This is a genomic window from Bacillus sp. FSL K6-0972 (assembly GCF_037976035.1).
Taxonomy (GTDB): domain Bacteria; phylum Bacillota; class Bacilli; order Bacillales; family Bacillaceae; genus Bacillus; species Bacillus haynesii.
Genome location: NZ_CP150260.1, coordinates 2,763,366 through 2,778,664, shown reverse-complemented (window position 1 = coordinate 2,778,664; position 15,299 = coordinate 2,763,366). Strand labels below are relative to the sequence as shown.

Sequence of the window (15,299 nt, the reverse complement as noted above, 5' to 3'; positions counted from 1 at the left end):
AAGAAGCGTGAAGAATAAATGGCTTTCTTTTTTTTCTGGAAAGATCCAGCTCGAGATAACGGGAAAGGGGATCGAACGGTTATTAAATGAATGCACCAGGCGCAGCATCCCGATGTTTAATGTGAAGAAAAAGAAAGACGCTGTCTTTCTTTATATTCCGCTTTCTGATGTACATGCCTTCCGGAAGGTCATCAGGGATTTCGACTGCAAGTGCCGGTTTATCAAACGAAAAGGTTTTCCTTTCCTCGTGCAGAAGTCTAAACGGAATAGCGGTTTCACTTTTGGAATTGCTGCATTTTTTATCATCATGTTCCTATTGTCCAACATGCTTTGGAAGATTGACATTACAGGAGCCAATCCGGAGACAGAACATCAAATCAGACAGCACTTGGATCAAATCGGCGTCAAAAAAGGCCGCTTGCAGTTTACAATGCTGACCCCGGAAAAAATTCAGCAGGCGCTCACAAAGCGCGTTGAAAACATCACATGGGTGGGCATCGAATTAAACGGCACTGCCCTTCACATGAAAGTGGTTGAAAAGAATGAACCTGACAAAGAAAAATATATCGGTCCGAGGCACATCATCGCCAAAAAAGGGGCGACCATCTCAAAAATGTTCGTGGAAAAAGGCGAACCGCTCGTCACGGTGAACCAGCACGTTGAAAAAGGACAAATGCTTGTTTCCGGGCTGATCGGAAGCGAAGAGGAAAAGCAAAAAGTCGGAGCCAAAGGGAAAATCTACGGTGAAACCTGGTACAAGTCAAAGGTAACGGTTCCGCTTGAGACATCATTTGACGTTTTTACGGGTAAAGTAAGGACAAGTCACAAGCTATCCCTCGGATCTTTTTCCGTGCCGATCTGGGGCTTTTCTTTTAAAAAAGAAGAGTTGTCGCGCCCGAAGACAGAAACCGAAAAACACTCGCTGCATTTTATGAATTTTACGCTTCCTGTCGCGTATGAAAAGGAACATACGAGGGAGAGCGAACAAATCAAAAGGGTGTACTCGAAAAAAGAAGCGGTCCTTGAAGGGATCGAAATGGGAAAAAGAGACATCAGGAAAAAAATCGGCAGCGACGGGAACATTATCAGTGAAAAAGTTTTGCACGAAACGAGCGAGAATGGTAAAGTTAAATTGATCATCCTTTACCAGGTTATTGAAGACATTGTTCAAACAACACCAATTGTTCAGGAGACTAAAGAATGACAGAACACTTACTTGCGATTCATCAGCAACTGGAAAGTCCGAACGAGGCTCAAGCGCTGTTTGGGAACCAGGATTCCCATTTGAAGTTGATGGAGGAAGAGCTGAACATTTCGATTGTCACGCGCGGTGAAACCGTGTATGTGACCGGAGACGAAGAAACATTTGAAATCGTGGACAGCCTGCTTGCGTCCCTCTTGAATCTAATCCGCAAAGGAATCGAGATATCTGAACGAGATGTCTTGTATGCGATCAAGATGGCGAAAAAGCAGAAGCTTGAGTTTTTTGAAAGCATGTATGAAGAGGAAATTACGAAAAACGCCAAAGGAAAACCGATCAGAGTCAAAACCATCGGTCAAAGAGAATACATCGCCGCCATGAAAAGGCACGACTTAATCTTCGGCATCGGCCCTGCAGGAACGGGGAAAACCTATTTGGCTGTCGTAAAGGCCGTTCATGAACTGAAAAACGGACGCATCAAAAAAATCATTTTGACAAGACCAGCTGTTGAAGCAGGGGAAAGCCTCGGATTTTTGCCAGGGGATTTAAAGGAGAAAGTCGACCCTTATTTAAGGCCGCTGTACGATGCGCTCCATGATGTGCTCGGAACGGACCATACGGCACGGCTGCTTGAAAGAGGAACGATTGAAATCGCGCCGCTTGCTTACATGAGGGGGCGGACGCTTGACGACGCATTTGTGATTTTGGATGAAGCGCAGAATACGACACCGGCACAAATGAAAATGTTTTTGACGAGATTGGGTTTTGGTTCTAAAATGGTCATTACAGGCGACATTACGCAAATCGATTTGCCAAAGGGCGTCACATCAGGGCTTGCCGTTGCAAAAAAGATGCTCCTTGATATCGAAGGCATTTCAATTGTTGAACTGGATCAGACGGACGTGGTCAGACACCCGCTTGTCGCCCGTATTATTGAAGCATACGAAAAGTCAAAATAACTCCGAATGGCCCGATCGCCCGTTATCGGGTCATTTTTTAGTTTCCCGCGGGAAAAGAGGTGCTTTTGTTGAAAAAGAAAAAAAGAGACGGAAAGTTTCGGCTCATCCGCTTGGAAAACGGCCGCTTCCTTCCCGTCATTCTTTATGCGGCTTTATCCGCGTTGATGTTCATCCTGCTGTTTTTCCATGTAAGGCCCGAGTCCCTCGACCTCGATTTATTTTCGATCAGCGAGAATACGATCTATGCGCCGGCGACAGTCGAAGACCAAAAGGCAACGGCTAATAAAAAGCAGGAAGCGAGAGAGGAAGTTCCCGACCAGTACACCTTGAAAAAAGAGTACTCTGACAACAGGGTCGACCTTGTCTCATCGATATTCGACATCATTAAAGAAGTGAAAAAAGAAAGCGCAGAACAAGAGAAAAAAGACAAGCAGGCCCCATCTGAAAAAGACCAGATCAAATCTGTTGAAGAAAAGCTGACTTCTGATGTAACGGACTCGCTGTCACAGGATTCAGTCAAACACCTGCTGAGGGCCAGCGACGGAGAGCTTTCCATGACACAGGATTCCGTCATCACCGCCGTCAATGATGTGATGAGCAAAGAAATCCGCGCCGGAAAGCTTGATGAAGCGAAAGAACATGTAACGAAAGAACTGAAGGGCAATTCGATACCTTCAAAATTAAAAAACGCCGCTGATGAAATCGGACGCTTTGCGATCATTCCCAACTATGTATACGATCCCGACAAGACGGAGCAGAAGCGTCAAGAAGCGGCTGACAGCGTGCAGCAGGTACAGATCAAGCAGGGGCAGATACTCGTTGAGGAAAATCAGCTGATCGACAGGGAAGTCTATCGAAAGCTTGAATTGACAGGACTCTTGAGCGGAGCCAACATCTTCAAGCCTGTCGGCGGTCTGCTGCTTTTAATCGCGCTTTTCATTTCAGCATTGGTTTACTATTTCGAAAAACAGTACAGCAGCCGGATTCCGAAAAACAAGTCGCTCATGCTGTTTTCATTGATTACAGGGATCGTTTTAATCGTCATGGAAGTGATCAGCCTGTTTCAGCAGCTTGAAATCGGCCATATCGGCTATCTCGTGCCGATTGCGATGGGCGTGATGCTCATTAAACTACTGATCAATGAAAGGCTGGCGATCCTGTCGAGCATGATCCTTTCCATTTGCGGAAGCATGATGTTTAACCAGGGTGTGACAGGCACGTTTAACTATGGAATCGGAACGTACTTCTTGATCAGCTCGATGGCGGGTATACTGTTTTTAGGGAAGCATAATGCGAGGGCGAAAATCCTCCAGGCCGGTTTGTTTGTCTCCCTGATCAACATCGTCGTCCTGTTTACCCTGCAGCTGATTCAAAACACGGCGCAAACCGGACTTGAGATGGGTACATACCTTGTCATGGGGGCGGTGTCCGGCATCGGATCGTCAGTTCTTGTTCTCGGGCTCATGCCGTTTTTTGAAAGCGGATTTGGCATCCTGTCCACGATGAAGCTTCTCGAGCTTTCAAACCCGAATCATCCGCTGCTCCGCAAAATTCTGACGGAAACACCCGGCACATATCATCACAGCGTTATGGTCGCGAACTTATCTGAGGCGGCATGCGAAGCGGTCGGGGCCAACGGGCTTCTGGCAAGAGTCGGCGCCTATTACCATGATATCGGCAAGACAAAGCGGCCCCAATACTTTATAGAAAACCAAATGAATATTGATAACCCGCATGACAAGCTTTCTCCGCAGCTGAGCAAAAACATTATCATTGCCCATGCGACAGACGGCGCCGATATGTTGAGGGATCATAAAATGCCAAAGGAGCTTGTCGACATCGCCGAACAGCATCACGGCACATCGCTGCTCAAGTTTTTTTACTATAAGGCGAAAGAAAAAGGCGATCAGACGACTGAGGAAGAGTTCCGCTATCCCGGTCCGAAGCCTCAGACAAAAGAAGCGGCAATCATCTCGGTGGCCGACAGCGTCGAAGCGGCCGTCCGCTCAATGCATAATCCGAACCCCGAAAGGATTGAAAAGCTGGTGCGCGGGATCATATCGGATAAGCTGCAGGACGGGCAGTTTGACGAATGCGATTTGACTTTAAAAGAGCTCAATACGATCGCGAAGACGCTCTGCGAAACGCTGAAAGGCATTTTTCATTCCCGGATCGAATATCCGGAAGCTAATCCTAAACAGAAGGTGAAACATACATGAGTTTAATTCTAGATATCACAGACGATACCGGACGCGTACCAGAAGACAGGCTTGCTGAAATTGAAAAGCTTCTTCAATTCGCAGCGGCAGAGGAAGGCGTCGCAGACGGCGCCGAAGTCTCGGTTACGATCGTCAACAATGAAGAGATACAAAAAATCAACAAAGAGTACAGAGGAAAAGATTATCCGACAGACGTCATTTCATTTGCCCTCGAAGAAGACGGCGAAGGAGAGATTGAAATTATCGGTGCTGACATGCCGCCCGTTCTCGGAGATATCATCATCAGCGTTGATAAAGCACAGGAACAGGCCGAAGAATACGGGCATTCACTGATGAGAGAGCTGGGTTTTCTGACGGTTCACGGCTTTTTACACCTCCTCGGCTATGACCATATGACAGAGGAAGAAGAAAAAGAGATGTTCACTAAGCAAAAGGAAATTTTGAATCGATATGGGCTCTCAAGATCCTCATAAACAAAACGAATGGCGCCGTCTGAAAATAAGTTTTTCAAACGCCTTTACAGGAATAATCAAGACGTTCATGTCAGAGCGCAATTTTAGAATTCACTGCGGAGCCGCCATCCTCGTGATCGCCTGCGGCTTTTTCTTCAGGCTGACTCTGATCGAATGGACCATCATCTTGATCCTGATCGGCGGAATGCTCGCCTTGGAGCTGATGAATACGGCTGTGGAGCATACGGTCGACCTTTTCACAAAGAAGAACCACCCGCTTGCAAAAGCGGCAAAGGACGCGGCAGCCGGGGCGGTTTGCGTATTTGCAGCCGTTTCGGGTATGATTGGGTTACTCATCTTTTTGTCAAAATTGTTTTGATGCCATGCCTTTCATTGTGCGCGATTCTTACAAAAATTTTACATTTGTGATTTGGGCGTGAAAAAGAAGCCATTTTTATGTAAAATAAAAGTGTTAGCGGTACCATAACCGCTATAGGAAGGAATACACACATTGACTAAACAAGAATTGATTGCAGAAGCTTTAAAAGCAAGGGAATTTGCATATGTTCCGTATTCGAAATTCCAAGTCGGCGCTGCCCTTTTGACTGAGGACGGCAAGGTGTACAAAGGCTGCAACATTGAAAATGCTGCATACAGCCTGTGCAACTGCGCCGAGCGGACAGCGTTGTTCAAGGCTTATTCAGAAGGGGAAAAGTCCTTTAAGATGCTTGCCGTCGCTGCGGATACGCCGGGTCCGGTGTCGCCGTGCGGAGCGTGCAGACAGGTGATTTCAGAACTTTGTTCACCAAACATGCCTGTCATCTTAACCAATCTGAATGGCCAAGTCAAAGAAATGACGGTTCAAGAATTACTGCCAGGAGCATTTTCATCGGAGGACTTACATGACACAGGAAAGCTTTAAATCAGGATTTGTCTCCATTATCGGACGACCGAACGTAGGAAAATCTACATTTTTGAATCGCGTGATCGGCCAAAAAATCGCCATCATGAGCGACAAACCACAAACAACAAGAAACAAAGTGCAAGGTGTGCTGACAACCGATACATCCCAGACGATTTTTATTGATACGCCGGGCATTCATAAACCGAAGCATAAGTTGGGCGACTTTATGATGAAGGTGGCGCAGAACACTTTAAAGGAAGTCGACTTGATCTTGTTCATGATCAATGCGGAGGAAGGCTACGGAAAAGGCGACGAATTTATCATCGAGCGCTTAAAAGGAGTCAAGACGCCGGTATTTTTGATCGTCAACAAAATCGACCGGATTCATCCGGATGAGCTTCTTGTGCTGATCGATGAGTACAGAACCAGGTATCCGTTTCAGGAAATCGTTCCGATCTCCGCCCTTGAGGGAAATAATATCGATACGCTTTTAAAGCAAATTGAGGATTATTTGCCGGAAGGTCCGCAGTTTTACCCGAGTGACCAGGTGACCGATCATCCGGAGCGATTTATCATTTCTGAGCTGATTCGGGAAAAAGTGCTGCATCTGACAAGGGAAGAGATCCCTCACAGCATTGCGGTCTCGATCGAGTCCATTCAAGAACGGGAAAACGGTTCTGTGTATGTGAGCGCGACCATCGTCGTCGAACGCGATTCGCAAAAAGGGATCGTCATCGGAAAAAGGGGCAGCCTGCTTAAAGAAATCGGCAAGCGGGCAAGAACCGATATCGAGGCGCTGCTCGGATCATCGGTGTTTCTAGAGCTGTGGGTTAAAGTGCAGAAAGACTGGCGCAACAAGATGTCTCAGCTTCGTGATTTTGGATTTAGAGAAGACGAGTATTAATTGGACAGAACTTGACCGCGCTTTAGTCGTGACAAAATCTCTCGAAATCAAAGATATATTAGAAAAAATTGTTTAACATGAAATGGAGGATACAAGGTCAAGATAATCTTAAGAATTTGGATGTTTAAAAAGCTAGTTATTAACAGAAAGGTGGGGCTTTTTATGTTGAATTTTACTTGGAATGTATTTTCACAAACAGGAAGCGTTGACACGTACCTCCTTTTTAAAGAATTGGAAAAGGAGAACCTGGAAAGACCCGAAGTACTTGAAGAAGAGCTAGCGCAAATTGACTTTCCAATTTTGTGATCATGCTTGACCCCTCCAATTTTTGGATGGTGCACATATGCTGACGAAATGTGAAGGTATCGTCCTTCGTACAAACGACTATGGTGAAACAAATAAAATCATTACGCTGTTGACGAGAGAACACGGGAAAATCGGTGTGCTGGCAAGGGGCGCTAAAAAGCCGAACAGCCGCTTGTCAGCGATTTCCCAGCCGTTCCTTTATGCTTCTTTTTTATTCCGTAAATCATCCGGTCTCGGCACATTGGAGCAGGGCGAGATGATCGAAAGCATGAGGAATATCCGCGAGGATCTGTTTTTAACAGCATACGCGGCCTACATCGCTGAATTAATTGACAAGGGAACGGAGGAAAAGAAACCGAATCCGTTTTTATTTGAGCTGCTTCTTCAGTCAATGAGGAGGCTGAATGACGGTACAGATCCCGACATTATCGCCAACCTCATCGAAGTCAAAATGCTCAACGTGATGGGGCTGTATCCGGAGCTGGATGAATGTGTGCACTGCAAAAGCAAAGACGGCACATTTCATTTTTCGATCCGCGACAACGGCTTTATCTGCCACCGCTGTTTTGCGAAAGATCCATACAGGATACCGCTGTCTCCCGCATCTGCCAGGCTGTTGAGACTGTTTTTTTATTTTGACCTGTCAAGGCTCGGAAATGTCTCGGTCAAACAGGAGACAAAGGATGAGCTGAAAAGAGTCATTCAGACGTACTATGAAGAGTATTCAGGGATCTACCTGAAATCGCGGCGCTTCATGGAACAAATGGACAATATGAAAAAGATGCTGGGTGATGAAAACAAAAGTTGACAACCTCTTCATCTTTTTATAAGATCATGACATGAAGATTGGATTCAATAATGACGTTGCGTTGACGGAAAGAAGTAATTGCGCACGGCCTCATTGAAGCGACTCCGGGGCGGTGAAAGCCGGGGATGAGAGCGTAATGAAAGGCATTCCCTGAGCAACTTTTAAAAAAGAGGCTGAGACATTTCCTCTCAGCAATTAGGGTGGAACCGCGGGAGAACTCTCGTCCCTATGTTTGTGGGTAAACAAGCATAGGGACGGGAGTTTTTTTCTGCCCAAACCAGCCCTATGCCAAAAATTAAACTTGAAAACACGTTTTGTGGAGGTGCTTCATTTGAATATTCAAGAAATGATTCTGACCCTGCAAAAGCATTGGTCCAATGAAGGATGCGTACTTTTGCAGTCTTATGATGTAGAGAAGGGTGCAGGAACGATGAGCCCATATACATTTTTGCGGAGCCTTGGGCCTGAGCCTTGGAAAGTCGCTTATGTGGAGCCGTCAAGACGCCCTGCGGACGGAAGATACGGGGACAACCCGAACAGGCTTTATCAGCACCATCAATTCCAGGTGATCATTAAGCCGTCTCCCGACAACATTCAAGAGCTTTATTTAGATTCATTAAAAGCCCTTGGAATCGACCCTCTGGAGCATGATATCCGCTTTGTCGAGGATAACTGGGAAAATCCGTCGCTCGGCTGCGCCGGGCTTGGCTGGGAAGTGTGGCTTGACGGCATGGAAATTACCCAGTTCACCTATTTCCAGCAGGTCGGCGGGCTTGAGTGCAAACCGGTCTCTGTGGAAATCACATACGGTATTGAACGCCTTGCTTCTTACATTCAAGACAAAGAAAACGTCTTTGACCTCGAATGGACGAACGGCTATACGATAAAAGACCTGTTCAAGATGGCTGAATACGAGCATTCCGTCTATACGTTTGAGACATCTGACGTCGACATGCTGTTCGAATTGTTTGCAACGTACGAAAAAGAAGCAAACCGCCAAATGGATCAGGGACTTGTCCATCCTGCTTATGATTATGTTCTGAAATGCTCGCATACGTTCAACTTGCTTGACGCAAAAGGAGCGATTTCCGTGACGGAGCGAACAGGATATATCGCAAGGGTGAGAAACCTGGCCAGGAAAGTGGCAAAAACGTATTATGATGAACGCGAAAAGTTGGGTTTCCCAATGCTGAAGGAGGAAGAGGCTTCACATGAGTAATCAAGATTTGCTTTTAGAAATCGGATTAGAAGAAATGCCGGCGCGCTTCATGCATGACAGCATGACTCAGCTTGGTGAAAAGCTGGAAAGCTGGCTCAAGGAAAAAAATATTGCCTTCGGTTCCGTCAAGCTGTATAACTCCCCTAGAAGACTGGCCGTTCTTGTCGAGAATGTGGCGGAGAAGCAGGATGATGTGAAAGAAGAAGCGAAAGGACCGGCAAAGAAAATCGCCCTTGATGAAAACGGCGAATGGACAAAGGCGGCCATCGGCTTTTCACGGGGTCAAGGAGCAAGTCCGGAAGATTTGTATTTTAAAGACATCAAAGGAACGGAATATGTATTTGTGCAAAAATTCCAAAAAGGTCAGGATACGTTTTCATTACTTCCTGAGCTCCGCGACTTGGTGACAAGCCTCCACTTTCCGAAAAACATGCGCTGGGGCAGCGAAGATTTGAAATATATCAGGCCGATTAAATGGATCGTCGCACTGTTCGGCAGTGAAGTCGTTCCGTTTTCAGTCGCTCATGTCGAAACCGGCCGCACAACACAGGGACACCGCTTCCTCGGAAAAGCAGCCGACTTGAGCGCACCTTCTGAATACGAAGCGGCACTTGAAAGCCAGTTTGTGATTGCTGATCCGGCCAAACGAAAGCAGATGATCGTTAAGCAGCTTGACGAACTGGCGTCTGAAAAGTCCTGGGACATTCCGAGAGACGAGGATCTGCTTGATGAGGTCAACCATCTGGTTGAATATCCAACGGTTCTGTTCGGTTCTTACGAAGAGGAATTTCTCGCAATTCCTGAAGAGGTGCTCGTGACAACGATGAAAGAGCATCAGCGTTATTTCCCTGTCAAAGATGAAAACGGCAGCTTGCTTCCTTACTTTGTGACCGTGCGCAACGGAGACAGCCGCGCCCTTGAAAACGTGGCGAGAGGGAACGAAAAAGTGCTGAGAGCAAGGCTTTCAGACGCCGCCTTCTTCTATAAAGAAGATCAAAAATTAAACATTGACGAGAATGTGAAAAAACTCGAAAAGATCGTTTTCCATGAAGAATTGGGATCGCTTGGAGACAAAGTGAGACGCACTGAGGCGGTTGCTGAACGGATCGCTGAAGTCATCGGAGCGGATCAAGAGACGGTGCAGCTGATCAAGCGCGCTTCACACATTTCAAAATTCGACCTTGTAACACACATGGTTTACGAATTTCCTGAGCTGCAGGGCATCATGGGTGAAAAATATGCGCGGATGCTCGGTGAGAAAGAGGAAGTGGCGCTCGCAGTCAATGAGCACTATATGCCGAGACAAGCCGGAGGGGAAACGCCTTCATCAATCGTCGGCGCCGTCGTCGCATTAGCGGATAAACTCGATACGGTCGCTTCATTCTTTAAAATCGGCGTTATTCCGACAGGATCTCAGGACCCGTATGGACTGAGAAGACAGGCGAGCGGTATCGTCCAAATCCTGCTTGACCGGAACTGGGGCATTTCATTCAAAGAACTGGCTGCGTTTGCCGGACAGGAAGCAAACAGCGAACTGCTCGAATTCTTTAAACAGCGCCTCAAATACGTATTAACAGCGGAAAACATCCGCTATGATGTTGTGGATGCCGTGCTCGAAAGCTCGAACCTTGAGCCGTATTCGGCTGTCAAAAAAGCCGCTGTCCTTGAAGCGGCTGCAGCCAAACCGGAATTTAAAGAAACGGCTGAAGCGCTGGCAAGGGTTATTTCGATCAGCAAAAAGAGTGAAACGAATGCCATCGACGCGTCACTGTTTGAAAACCCTCAAGAAGAGGAGCTTTACAAAGCTTATGAGGCATGCAGACAGCAAATAGAGACCCTTTACCAAGCAAAAGATTATGAGGGCGCCTTCAGTGAGCTGTCCAAGCTGAAAGAGCCGATTGAAGCTTATTTTGATCATACGATGGTACATGCCGAAGACGAAAGATTAAAAGCAAACCGCCTGGCGCAAATGGCAAGCTTGGCTGAGCTGATCCGATCTTTTGCAAACATCAATGCCATCATTGTAAAATAAACACCGCAGAAGACGGTTGCTGACAGGCTGGCAATCGTCTTTTTGCTCAAATCGATTTTTCACATCCTTGTCAAATTGTGCCTGTCTTTTTCATAGAATTCAATTGTAATTGCTGTTATTTTAGTCTTCATATGCGTTATAATATGTTATCGACTTTTATACATAACGAACGAATTGTGAGCTTCGGCTTAAAGGTGGTGAGTACGATCGAACTAAATAAACGTCAGGAGCATATTTTGCAGATTGTCAAAGAGAACGGGCCGATTACCGGAGAACATATCGCGGAAAAGCTGAATTTGACGAGGGCTACGCTTCGTCCGGATTTGGCGATATTGACGATGTCAGGATTTTTGGAAGCAAGGCCGCGGGTCGGTTATTTCTACACGGGAAAGACGGGCACGCAGCTGTTGGCTGATAAGCTGAAAAAGCTGCAGGTGAAAGACTTCCAGTCCATTCCGGTGGTCATTCATGAAAATGTCTCCGTTTATGATGCGATTTGCACGATGTTTTTAGAGGACGTAGGAACGCTTTTTGTCGTTGATGATAATGCCATCTTAGTCGGTGTACTTTCACGAAAAGACTTGCTCAGAGCCAGCATCGGCAAACAGGAGCTCCCTTCAATACCCGTCCATATCATTATGACGAGAATGCCGAACATTACGCTTTGCAGGCGCGAAGATTTCATTTTGGACATTGCCAAGATGCTCATCGAGAAACAAATTGACGCACTGCCTGTTGTAAAAGATACAGAAAAAGGCTATGAAGTTGTGGGAAGAATTACGAAAACGAACATGACAAAAATTTTAGTCGGCTTATCTGAAAATGAAATCATGTAGAGTGAACTTCAAATGGAGGGATATCATGAGTAATCGGACGATTTATGTTGTATCAGACTCTGTCGGCGAGACCGCTGAGCTCGTAGTCAAAGCGGCTATCAGCCAGTTTAACGGTTCATCCGAGCAGACAAATATCAGGCGGATTCCTTATGTCGAAGACCGCGGAACAATAAAAGAAGTGATCTCGCTGGCGCAAGCGGACGGCGGCATCATCTGTTTTACGCTTGTTGTCCCGGAGATTCGTGAATTTTTAATCGCCGAAGCCGAAAAGGCGAATGTCGTGTATTACGATATCATCGGCCCGCTGATTGAGAAAATGGAGTCGGTCTACGGCTTCAGCGCCAAATATGAGCCCGGCAGAGTCCGACAGCTGGACGAAGATTATTTTAAGAAGGTAGAGGCGATCGAATTTGCCGTGAAATATGATGACGGCAGAGATCCAAGGGGCATCTTAAAAGCGGATATCGTGCTGATCGGCGTGTCGAGAACGTCCAAAACTCCGTTATCCCAATACCTGGCTCACAAACGGTTAAAAGTGGCAAACGTTCCGATCGTTCCCGAGGTGGATCCTCCCGAAGAGCTCTTTACCGTTGATCCGGCTAAATGCATCGGATTAAAAATCAGCCCAGATAAGCTGAACCATATCCGCAAGGAGCGCCTGAAATCGCTCGGCCTCAACGACAAAGCCATTTACGCTAATATCAACCGCATCAAAGAAGAGCTTGAATTCTTTGAAAAGATCGTCGGCCGCATTGGCTGCAATGTTGTAGACGTATCAAATAAAGCAGTAGAGGAAACGGCCAACATTATTCACAACATGATGACAAAAAGGGTCTAAGAATAAACTCAGGACACCCCATCCTGGGTTTTTGCTTTGATGGTTTTGGGAAAAGTGAAAATGATAGCATCTTTAACCCATTTGTATTATAATAAAAAATTGTGATAAAATAATTAACTTTTAGGTTTAAGCTTAGTACAGAACGAATAAACTATTATGGGTATCGTGTCAAGAATTTCCCGAAAAAAACTTTCGACAAATTCTTATAGATCGATTAATTTTGAAACCTGTGTGATTTTGCCTGTATTTATAGCAGGAGATTGATGGAGGGATGGAGAATTAGTCTTCTTGAAAAAGAAAGGACGATTTTTGTCGATGCAGACGCATGCCCGGTGAAAGATGAAGTGCTCAAAACAGCGGCGGATTTCGACGTAAAGGTGGTATTCGTGGCTTCATTCGAGCATTTTCAAGTCACAAGGAAAGCAGAAGAGAATTGGACATATGTCGATCCGCACAAAGAAGCAGCGGATCTGTACATTGCCAACCATGTTCGACCAGGTGATGTCGTCGTTACACAAGATATCGGGCTGGCATCGCTTTTGCTTGGCAAAAAGGTCTATGTGATGTCGGAGAGAGGTTATCTTTTCGAAGAGAACTCCATCGATCATGCTCTTTTCCGCCGTCACGTCGCACAAAAATTGAGAAGAAGCGGACGTTACACGAAAGGCCCGAAAAAACTGGTCAAGGAAGACCGAGAGCGATTTGTCAAAGAGCTGCAAAAAATCTTGTCGAAAATTGAAGGATTTACGTACTAAGCAGCGAATTATGTACGACGGAGTGTTGGAACATGGGCAATCGTATACCAGACGAAATTGTAGAACAGGTGCAGAAATCAGCTGATATCGTAGAAGTTATCGGAGAGTACGTCCAGTTAAGAAAACAAGGGCGTAATTATTTTGGGCTTTGTCCTTTTCATGGTGAGAATACCCCATCTTTTTCCGTTTCCGGAGAAAAACAGATTTTTCATTGTTTTGGCTGCGGAGCGGGAGGGAATGTTTTTTCATTTTTAAGACAAATGGAAGGTTATTCATTTACCGAGGCCGTCTCTCACCTGGCGGACAAATATCAAATAGATCTGCCGGAGCAGGTTGCAGCTGTATCAGCATACAGCACAGGCAGTTCGGATGAACAGAAAATGGCAGAAGCTCATGATCTGTTAAAGAAATTTTATCATCATTTGCTCGTCAATACAAAGGAAGGCCAGGAAGCGCTCGATTATTTGCTTGAAAGAGGCTTTAAGATGGAGCAGATCGAGCAGTTTGAAATCGGATGCGCCCTTGATTCTTGGGATTTCATCACGAAATTTTTGGAACGGAGAGGTTTTGATCTTGCGCTGATGGAAAGAGCTGGACTCATCATCAGACGTGAGAATGGAGACGGATATTTTGACCGTTTCAGAAACAGGATTATGTTTCCGATTCATGATCATCACGGCGCAACGGTCGCTTTTTCCGGACGGACGTTCACCGGGGAGCAGCCAAAATACATGAACAGCCCGGAGACGCCGCTTTTTCGAAAAAGCAAGCTCCTCTATCATTTCCATCAGGCCCGCCTTCACATTCGAAAAGAAGAGAGGGTCGTCCTTTTTGAAGGATTTGCCGATGTTATTTCAGCAGTCAGCTCCGGTGTGAAAGAATCGATCGCCACGATGGGCACATCGCTGACGGAAGAACATGCGAAGATCATCAGGCGAAATGTCGGAGAGGTCATCTTGTGCTATGACTCGGATCATGCCGGTTATGAAGCCACGCTGAAAGCGGCGGAGATTCTTCAGAAAAAAGGCTGCAACGTCAAGGTTGCCATGATACCTGACGGGCTGGATCCCGATGACTACATCAAAAAATTCGGCAGCGAGAAATTTAAGAATGATGTAATAGGGGCCAGCGTTACGATGATGACGTTTAAAATGAACTATTTCCGCAAGGGCAGAAACCTGTCTGATGAAGGAGACCGTTTAGCCTATATCAATGATGTACTGAAGGCAGTCAGCCTTCTCAGCGGGCCTTTGGAACAGGAAATATACATCAAACAGCTGGCAAATGAATTTTCAATCTCATTTGAATCCTTGAAGGATCAGCTTTCCGTATTTGAAAAGCAGGCTGTAAGCCGCAGCAGGGAAAGCAGCCGCCAGGACTCAAAAGAGCGGCAGGCAGCAGTATTGCGCGCGCCGCGGAGAAAGGCGGGGCTTCGGCCGGCTCATGAAAATGCAGAGCGAATGCTCCTGGCCCACATGATTCATGACCGGGACGTCATTCGAAAGGTTTTGGACCGGGTGGGCTTTGAATTCAACCTTGATCAGCACCGCGCGATTGCCGCTTATTTGTACGCCATGTATGAAGAAGGAGCGGACATTTCTATCCAGGAGCTCTTTAAGAGAGTCGAGGATCAGGAACTCGGCCAGCTTCTGACAGATATCTTAATGCTTCAGGTAAGCGAAGAATTAAGTGAAGCGGAATTATCTGATTATGTAAAAAAAGTGTTGAATTATCGAAATTGGTCAATGATAAAAGAAAAAGAAGCTGCAAGGGCGGAAGCCGAGAGGCAAAAAGACTTCATCAAAGCGGCAACTTTGGCGCAGGAAATTGTTAAGCTGAACCGTTCGCTGAAATAAACCGTTATAT

Annotated in this window: 15 protein-coding genes; all 15 read left to right on the top strand. The window is 46.1% G+C overall.

The annotated features are described in order from the left end of the window. The first annotated feature begins 7 nt into the window (after positions 1-7). The 15 genes from yqfD to dnaG all read left to right on the top strand — a co-directional run bounded on the left by yqfD (position 8) and on the right by dnaG (position 15,289). On the top strand, positions 8-1,204 hold the full coding sequence (gene yqfD / locus MKX80_RS14035; protein WP_154994360.1) for a sporulation protein YqfD: 1,197 nt from the start codon (positions 8-10) through the stop codon (positions 1,202-1,204). Beyond that, positions 1,201-2,160 carry a PhoH family protein gene (locus tag MKX80_RS14030; protein WP_017474322.1) on the top strand — a complete coding sequence of 320 codons (960 nt, stop codon included), beginning with the start codon at positions 1,201-1,203 and terminating at the stop codon, positions 2,158-2,160. The genes yqfD and MKX80_RS14030 overlap by 4 nt, the downstream gene beginning before the upstream one ends. A 164-nt stretch (positions 2,161-2,324) precedes the next feature. Then, entirely contained in the window at positions 2,325-4,379 is a 2,055-nt protein-coding gene (locus MKX80_RS14025; protein ID WP_234113243.1) for an HD family phosphohydrolase, read from the top strand. Continuing rightward, positions 4,376-4,852 (top strand): rRNA maturation RNase YbeY, encoded by a 477-nt coding sequence (ybeY, locus tag MKX80_RS14020; protein WP_182070354.1) that lies wholly within the window; start codon positions 4,376-4,378, stop codon positions 4,850-4,852. Before MKX80_RS14025 ends, ybeY begins: the two co-directional genes overlap by 4 nt. Then, positions 4,830-5,210, top strand: coding sequence for a diacylglycerol kinase family protein (locus MKX80_RS14015; RefSeq protein ID WP_154994354.1), 381 nt, complete (start codon positions 4,830-4,832; stop codon positions 5,208-5,210). Before ybeY ends, MKX80_RS14015 begins: the two co-directional genes overlap by 23 nt. Before the next feature lie 132 nt (positions 5,211-5,342). Continuing rightward, positions 5,343-5,753, top strand: a complete 411-nt coding sequence (locus MKX80_RS14010; RefSeq protein WP_043928563.1) for a cytidine deaminase — start codon at positions 5,343-5,345, stop codon at positions 5,751-5,753. Then, the gene (gene era / locus MKX80_RS14005; protein WP_023855242.1) at positions 5,734-6,639 is read left to right on the top strand and encodes a GTPase Era; all 906 of its coding nucleotides are present in this window, start codon (positions 5,734-5,736) and stop codon (positions 6,637-6,639) included. Before MKX80_RS14010 ends, era begins: the two co-directional genes overlap by 20 nt. Positions 6,640-6,801: 162 nt before the next feature. Then, a complete protein-coding gene (locus MKX80_RS14000; RefSeq protein ID WP_003183626.1) occupies positions 6,802-6,945 on the top strand; it encodes a YqzL family protein in 144 nt (47 codons plus the stop codon). Between the two features lie 37 nt (positions 6,946-6,982). Next, the gene (gene recO / locus MKX80_RS13995; protein WP_339227006.1) at positions 6,983-7,753 is read left to right on the top strand and encodes a DNA repair protein RecO; all 771 of its coding nucleotides are present in this window, start codon (positions 6,983-6,985) and stop codon (positions 7,751-7,753) included. A 331-nt stretch (positions 7,754-8,084) separates the two neighbouring features. Then, positions 8,085-8,972: a glycine--tRNA ligase subunit alpha gene (gene glyQ, locus MKX80_RS13990; protein WP_003183621.1), complete on the top strand. Its 888-nt coding sequence runs from the start codon at positions 8,085-8,087 to the stop codon at positions 8,970-8,972. After that, on the top strand, positions 8,965-11,004 hold the full coding sequence (gene glyS / locus MKX80_RS13985) for a glycine--tRNA ligase subunit beta (protein ID WP_182070356.1): 2,040 nt from the start codon (positions 8,965-8,967) through the stop codon (positions 11,002-11,004). Before glyQ ends, glyS begins: the two co-directional genes overlap by 8 nt. A 197-nt stretch (positions 11,005-11,201) precedes the next feature. Continuing rightward, positions 11,202-11,840, top strand: a complete 639-nt coding sequence (locus MKX80_RS13980) for a helix-turn-helix transcriptional regulator (protein WP_094777426.1) — start codon at positions 11,202-11,204, stop codon at positions 11,838-11,840. Positions 11,841-11,865: 25 nt separating this feature from the next. Continuing rightward, complete coding sequence (locus tag MKX80_RS13975; RefSeq protein ID WP_154997315.1) at positions 11,866-12,678, top strand: pyruvate, water dikinase regulatory protein; 813 nt, start codon at positions 11,866-11,868, stop codon at positions 12,676-12,678. Positions 12,679-12,941: 263 nt separating this feature from the next. Further along, positions 12,942-13,433: a YaiI/YqxD family protein gene (locus MKX80_RS13970; protein ID WP_154997312.1), complete on the top strand. Its 492-nt coding sequence runs from the start codon at positions 12,942-12,944 to the stop codon at positions 13,431-13,433. Between the two features lie 32 nt (positions 13,434-13,465). Then, positions 13,466-15,289, top strand: coding sequence for a DNA primase (gene dnaG, locus MKX80_RS13965; RefSeq protein WP_268342743.1), 1,824 nt, complete (start codon positions 13,466-13,468; stop codon positions 15,287-15,289). The last annotated feature ends 10 nt before the right edge of the window (positions 15,290-15,299 follow it).

Bases quoted from the DNA above. Each gene is read 5' to 3' on its own strand.
- MKX80_RS14030 (WP_017474322.1), top strand. From the start codon at position 1,201: ATGACAGAACACTTACTTGCGATTCATCAGCAACTGGAAAGTCCGAAC.
- MKX80_RS14025 (WP_234113243.1), top strand. From the start codon at position 2,325: ATGTTCATCCTGCTGTTTTTCCATGTAAGGCCCGAGTCCCTCGACCTC.
- ybeY (WP_182070354.1), top strand. From the start codon at position 4,376: ATGAGTTTAATTCTAGATATCACAGACGATACCGGACGCGTACCAGAA.
- MKX80_RS14015 (WP_154994354.1), top strand. From the start codon at position 4,830: ATGGGCTCTCAAGATCCTCATAAACAAAACGAATGGCGCCGTCTGAAA.
- era (WP_023855242.1), top strand. From the start codon at position 5,734: ATGACACAGGAAAGCTTTAAATCAGGATTTGTCTCCATTATCGGACGA.
- MKX80_RS14000 (WP_003183626.1), top strand. From the start codon at position 6,802: ATGTTGAATTTTACTTGGAATGTATTTTCACAAACAGGAAGCGTTGAC.
- recO (WP_339227006.1), top strand. From the start codon at position 6,983: ATGCTGACGAAATGTGAAGGTATCGTCCTTCGTACAAACGACTATGGT.
- glyS (WP_182070356.1), top strand. From the start codon at position 8,965: ATGAGTAATCAAGATTTGCTTTTAGAAATCGGATTAGAAGAAATGCCG.
- MKX80_RS13975 (WP_154997315.1), top strand. From the start codon at position 11,866: ATGAGTAATCGGACGATTTATGTTGTATCAGACTCTGTCGGCGAGACC.
- MKX80_RS13970 (WP_154997312.1), top strand. From the start codon at position 12,942: ATGGAGGGATGGAGAATTAGTCTTCTTGAAAAAGAAAGGACGATTTTT.
- dnaG (WP_268342743.1), top strand. From the start codon at position 13,466: ATGGGCAATCGTATACCAGACGAAATTGTAGAACAGGTGCAGAAATCA.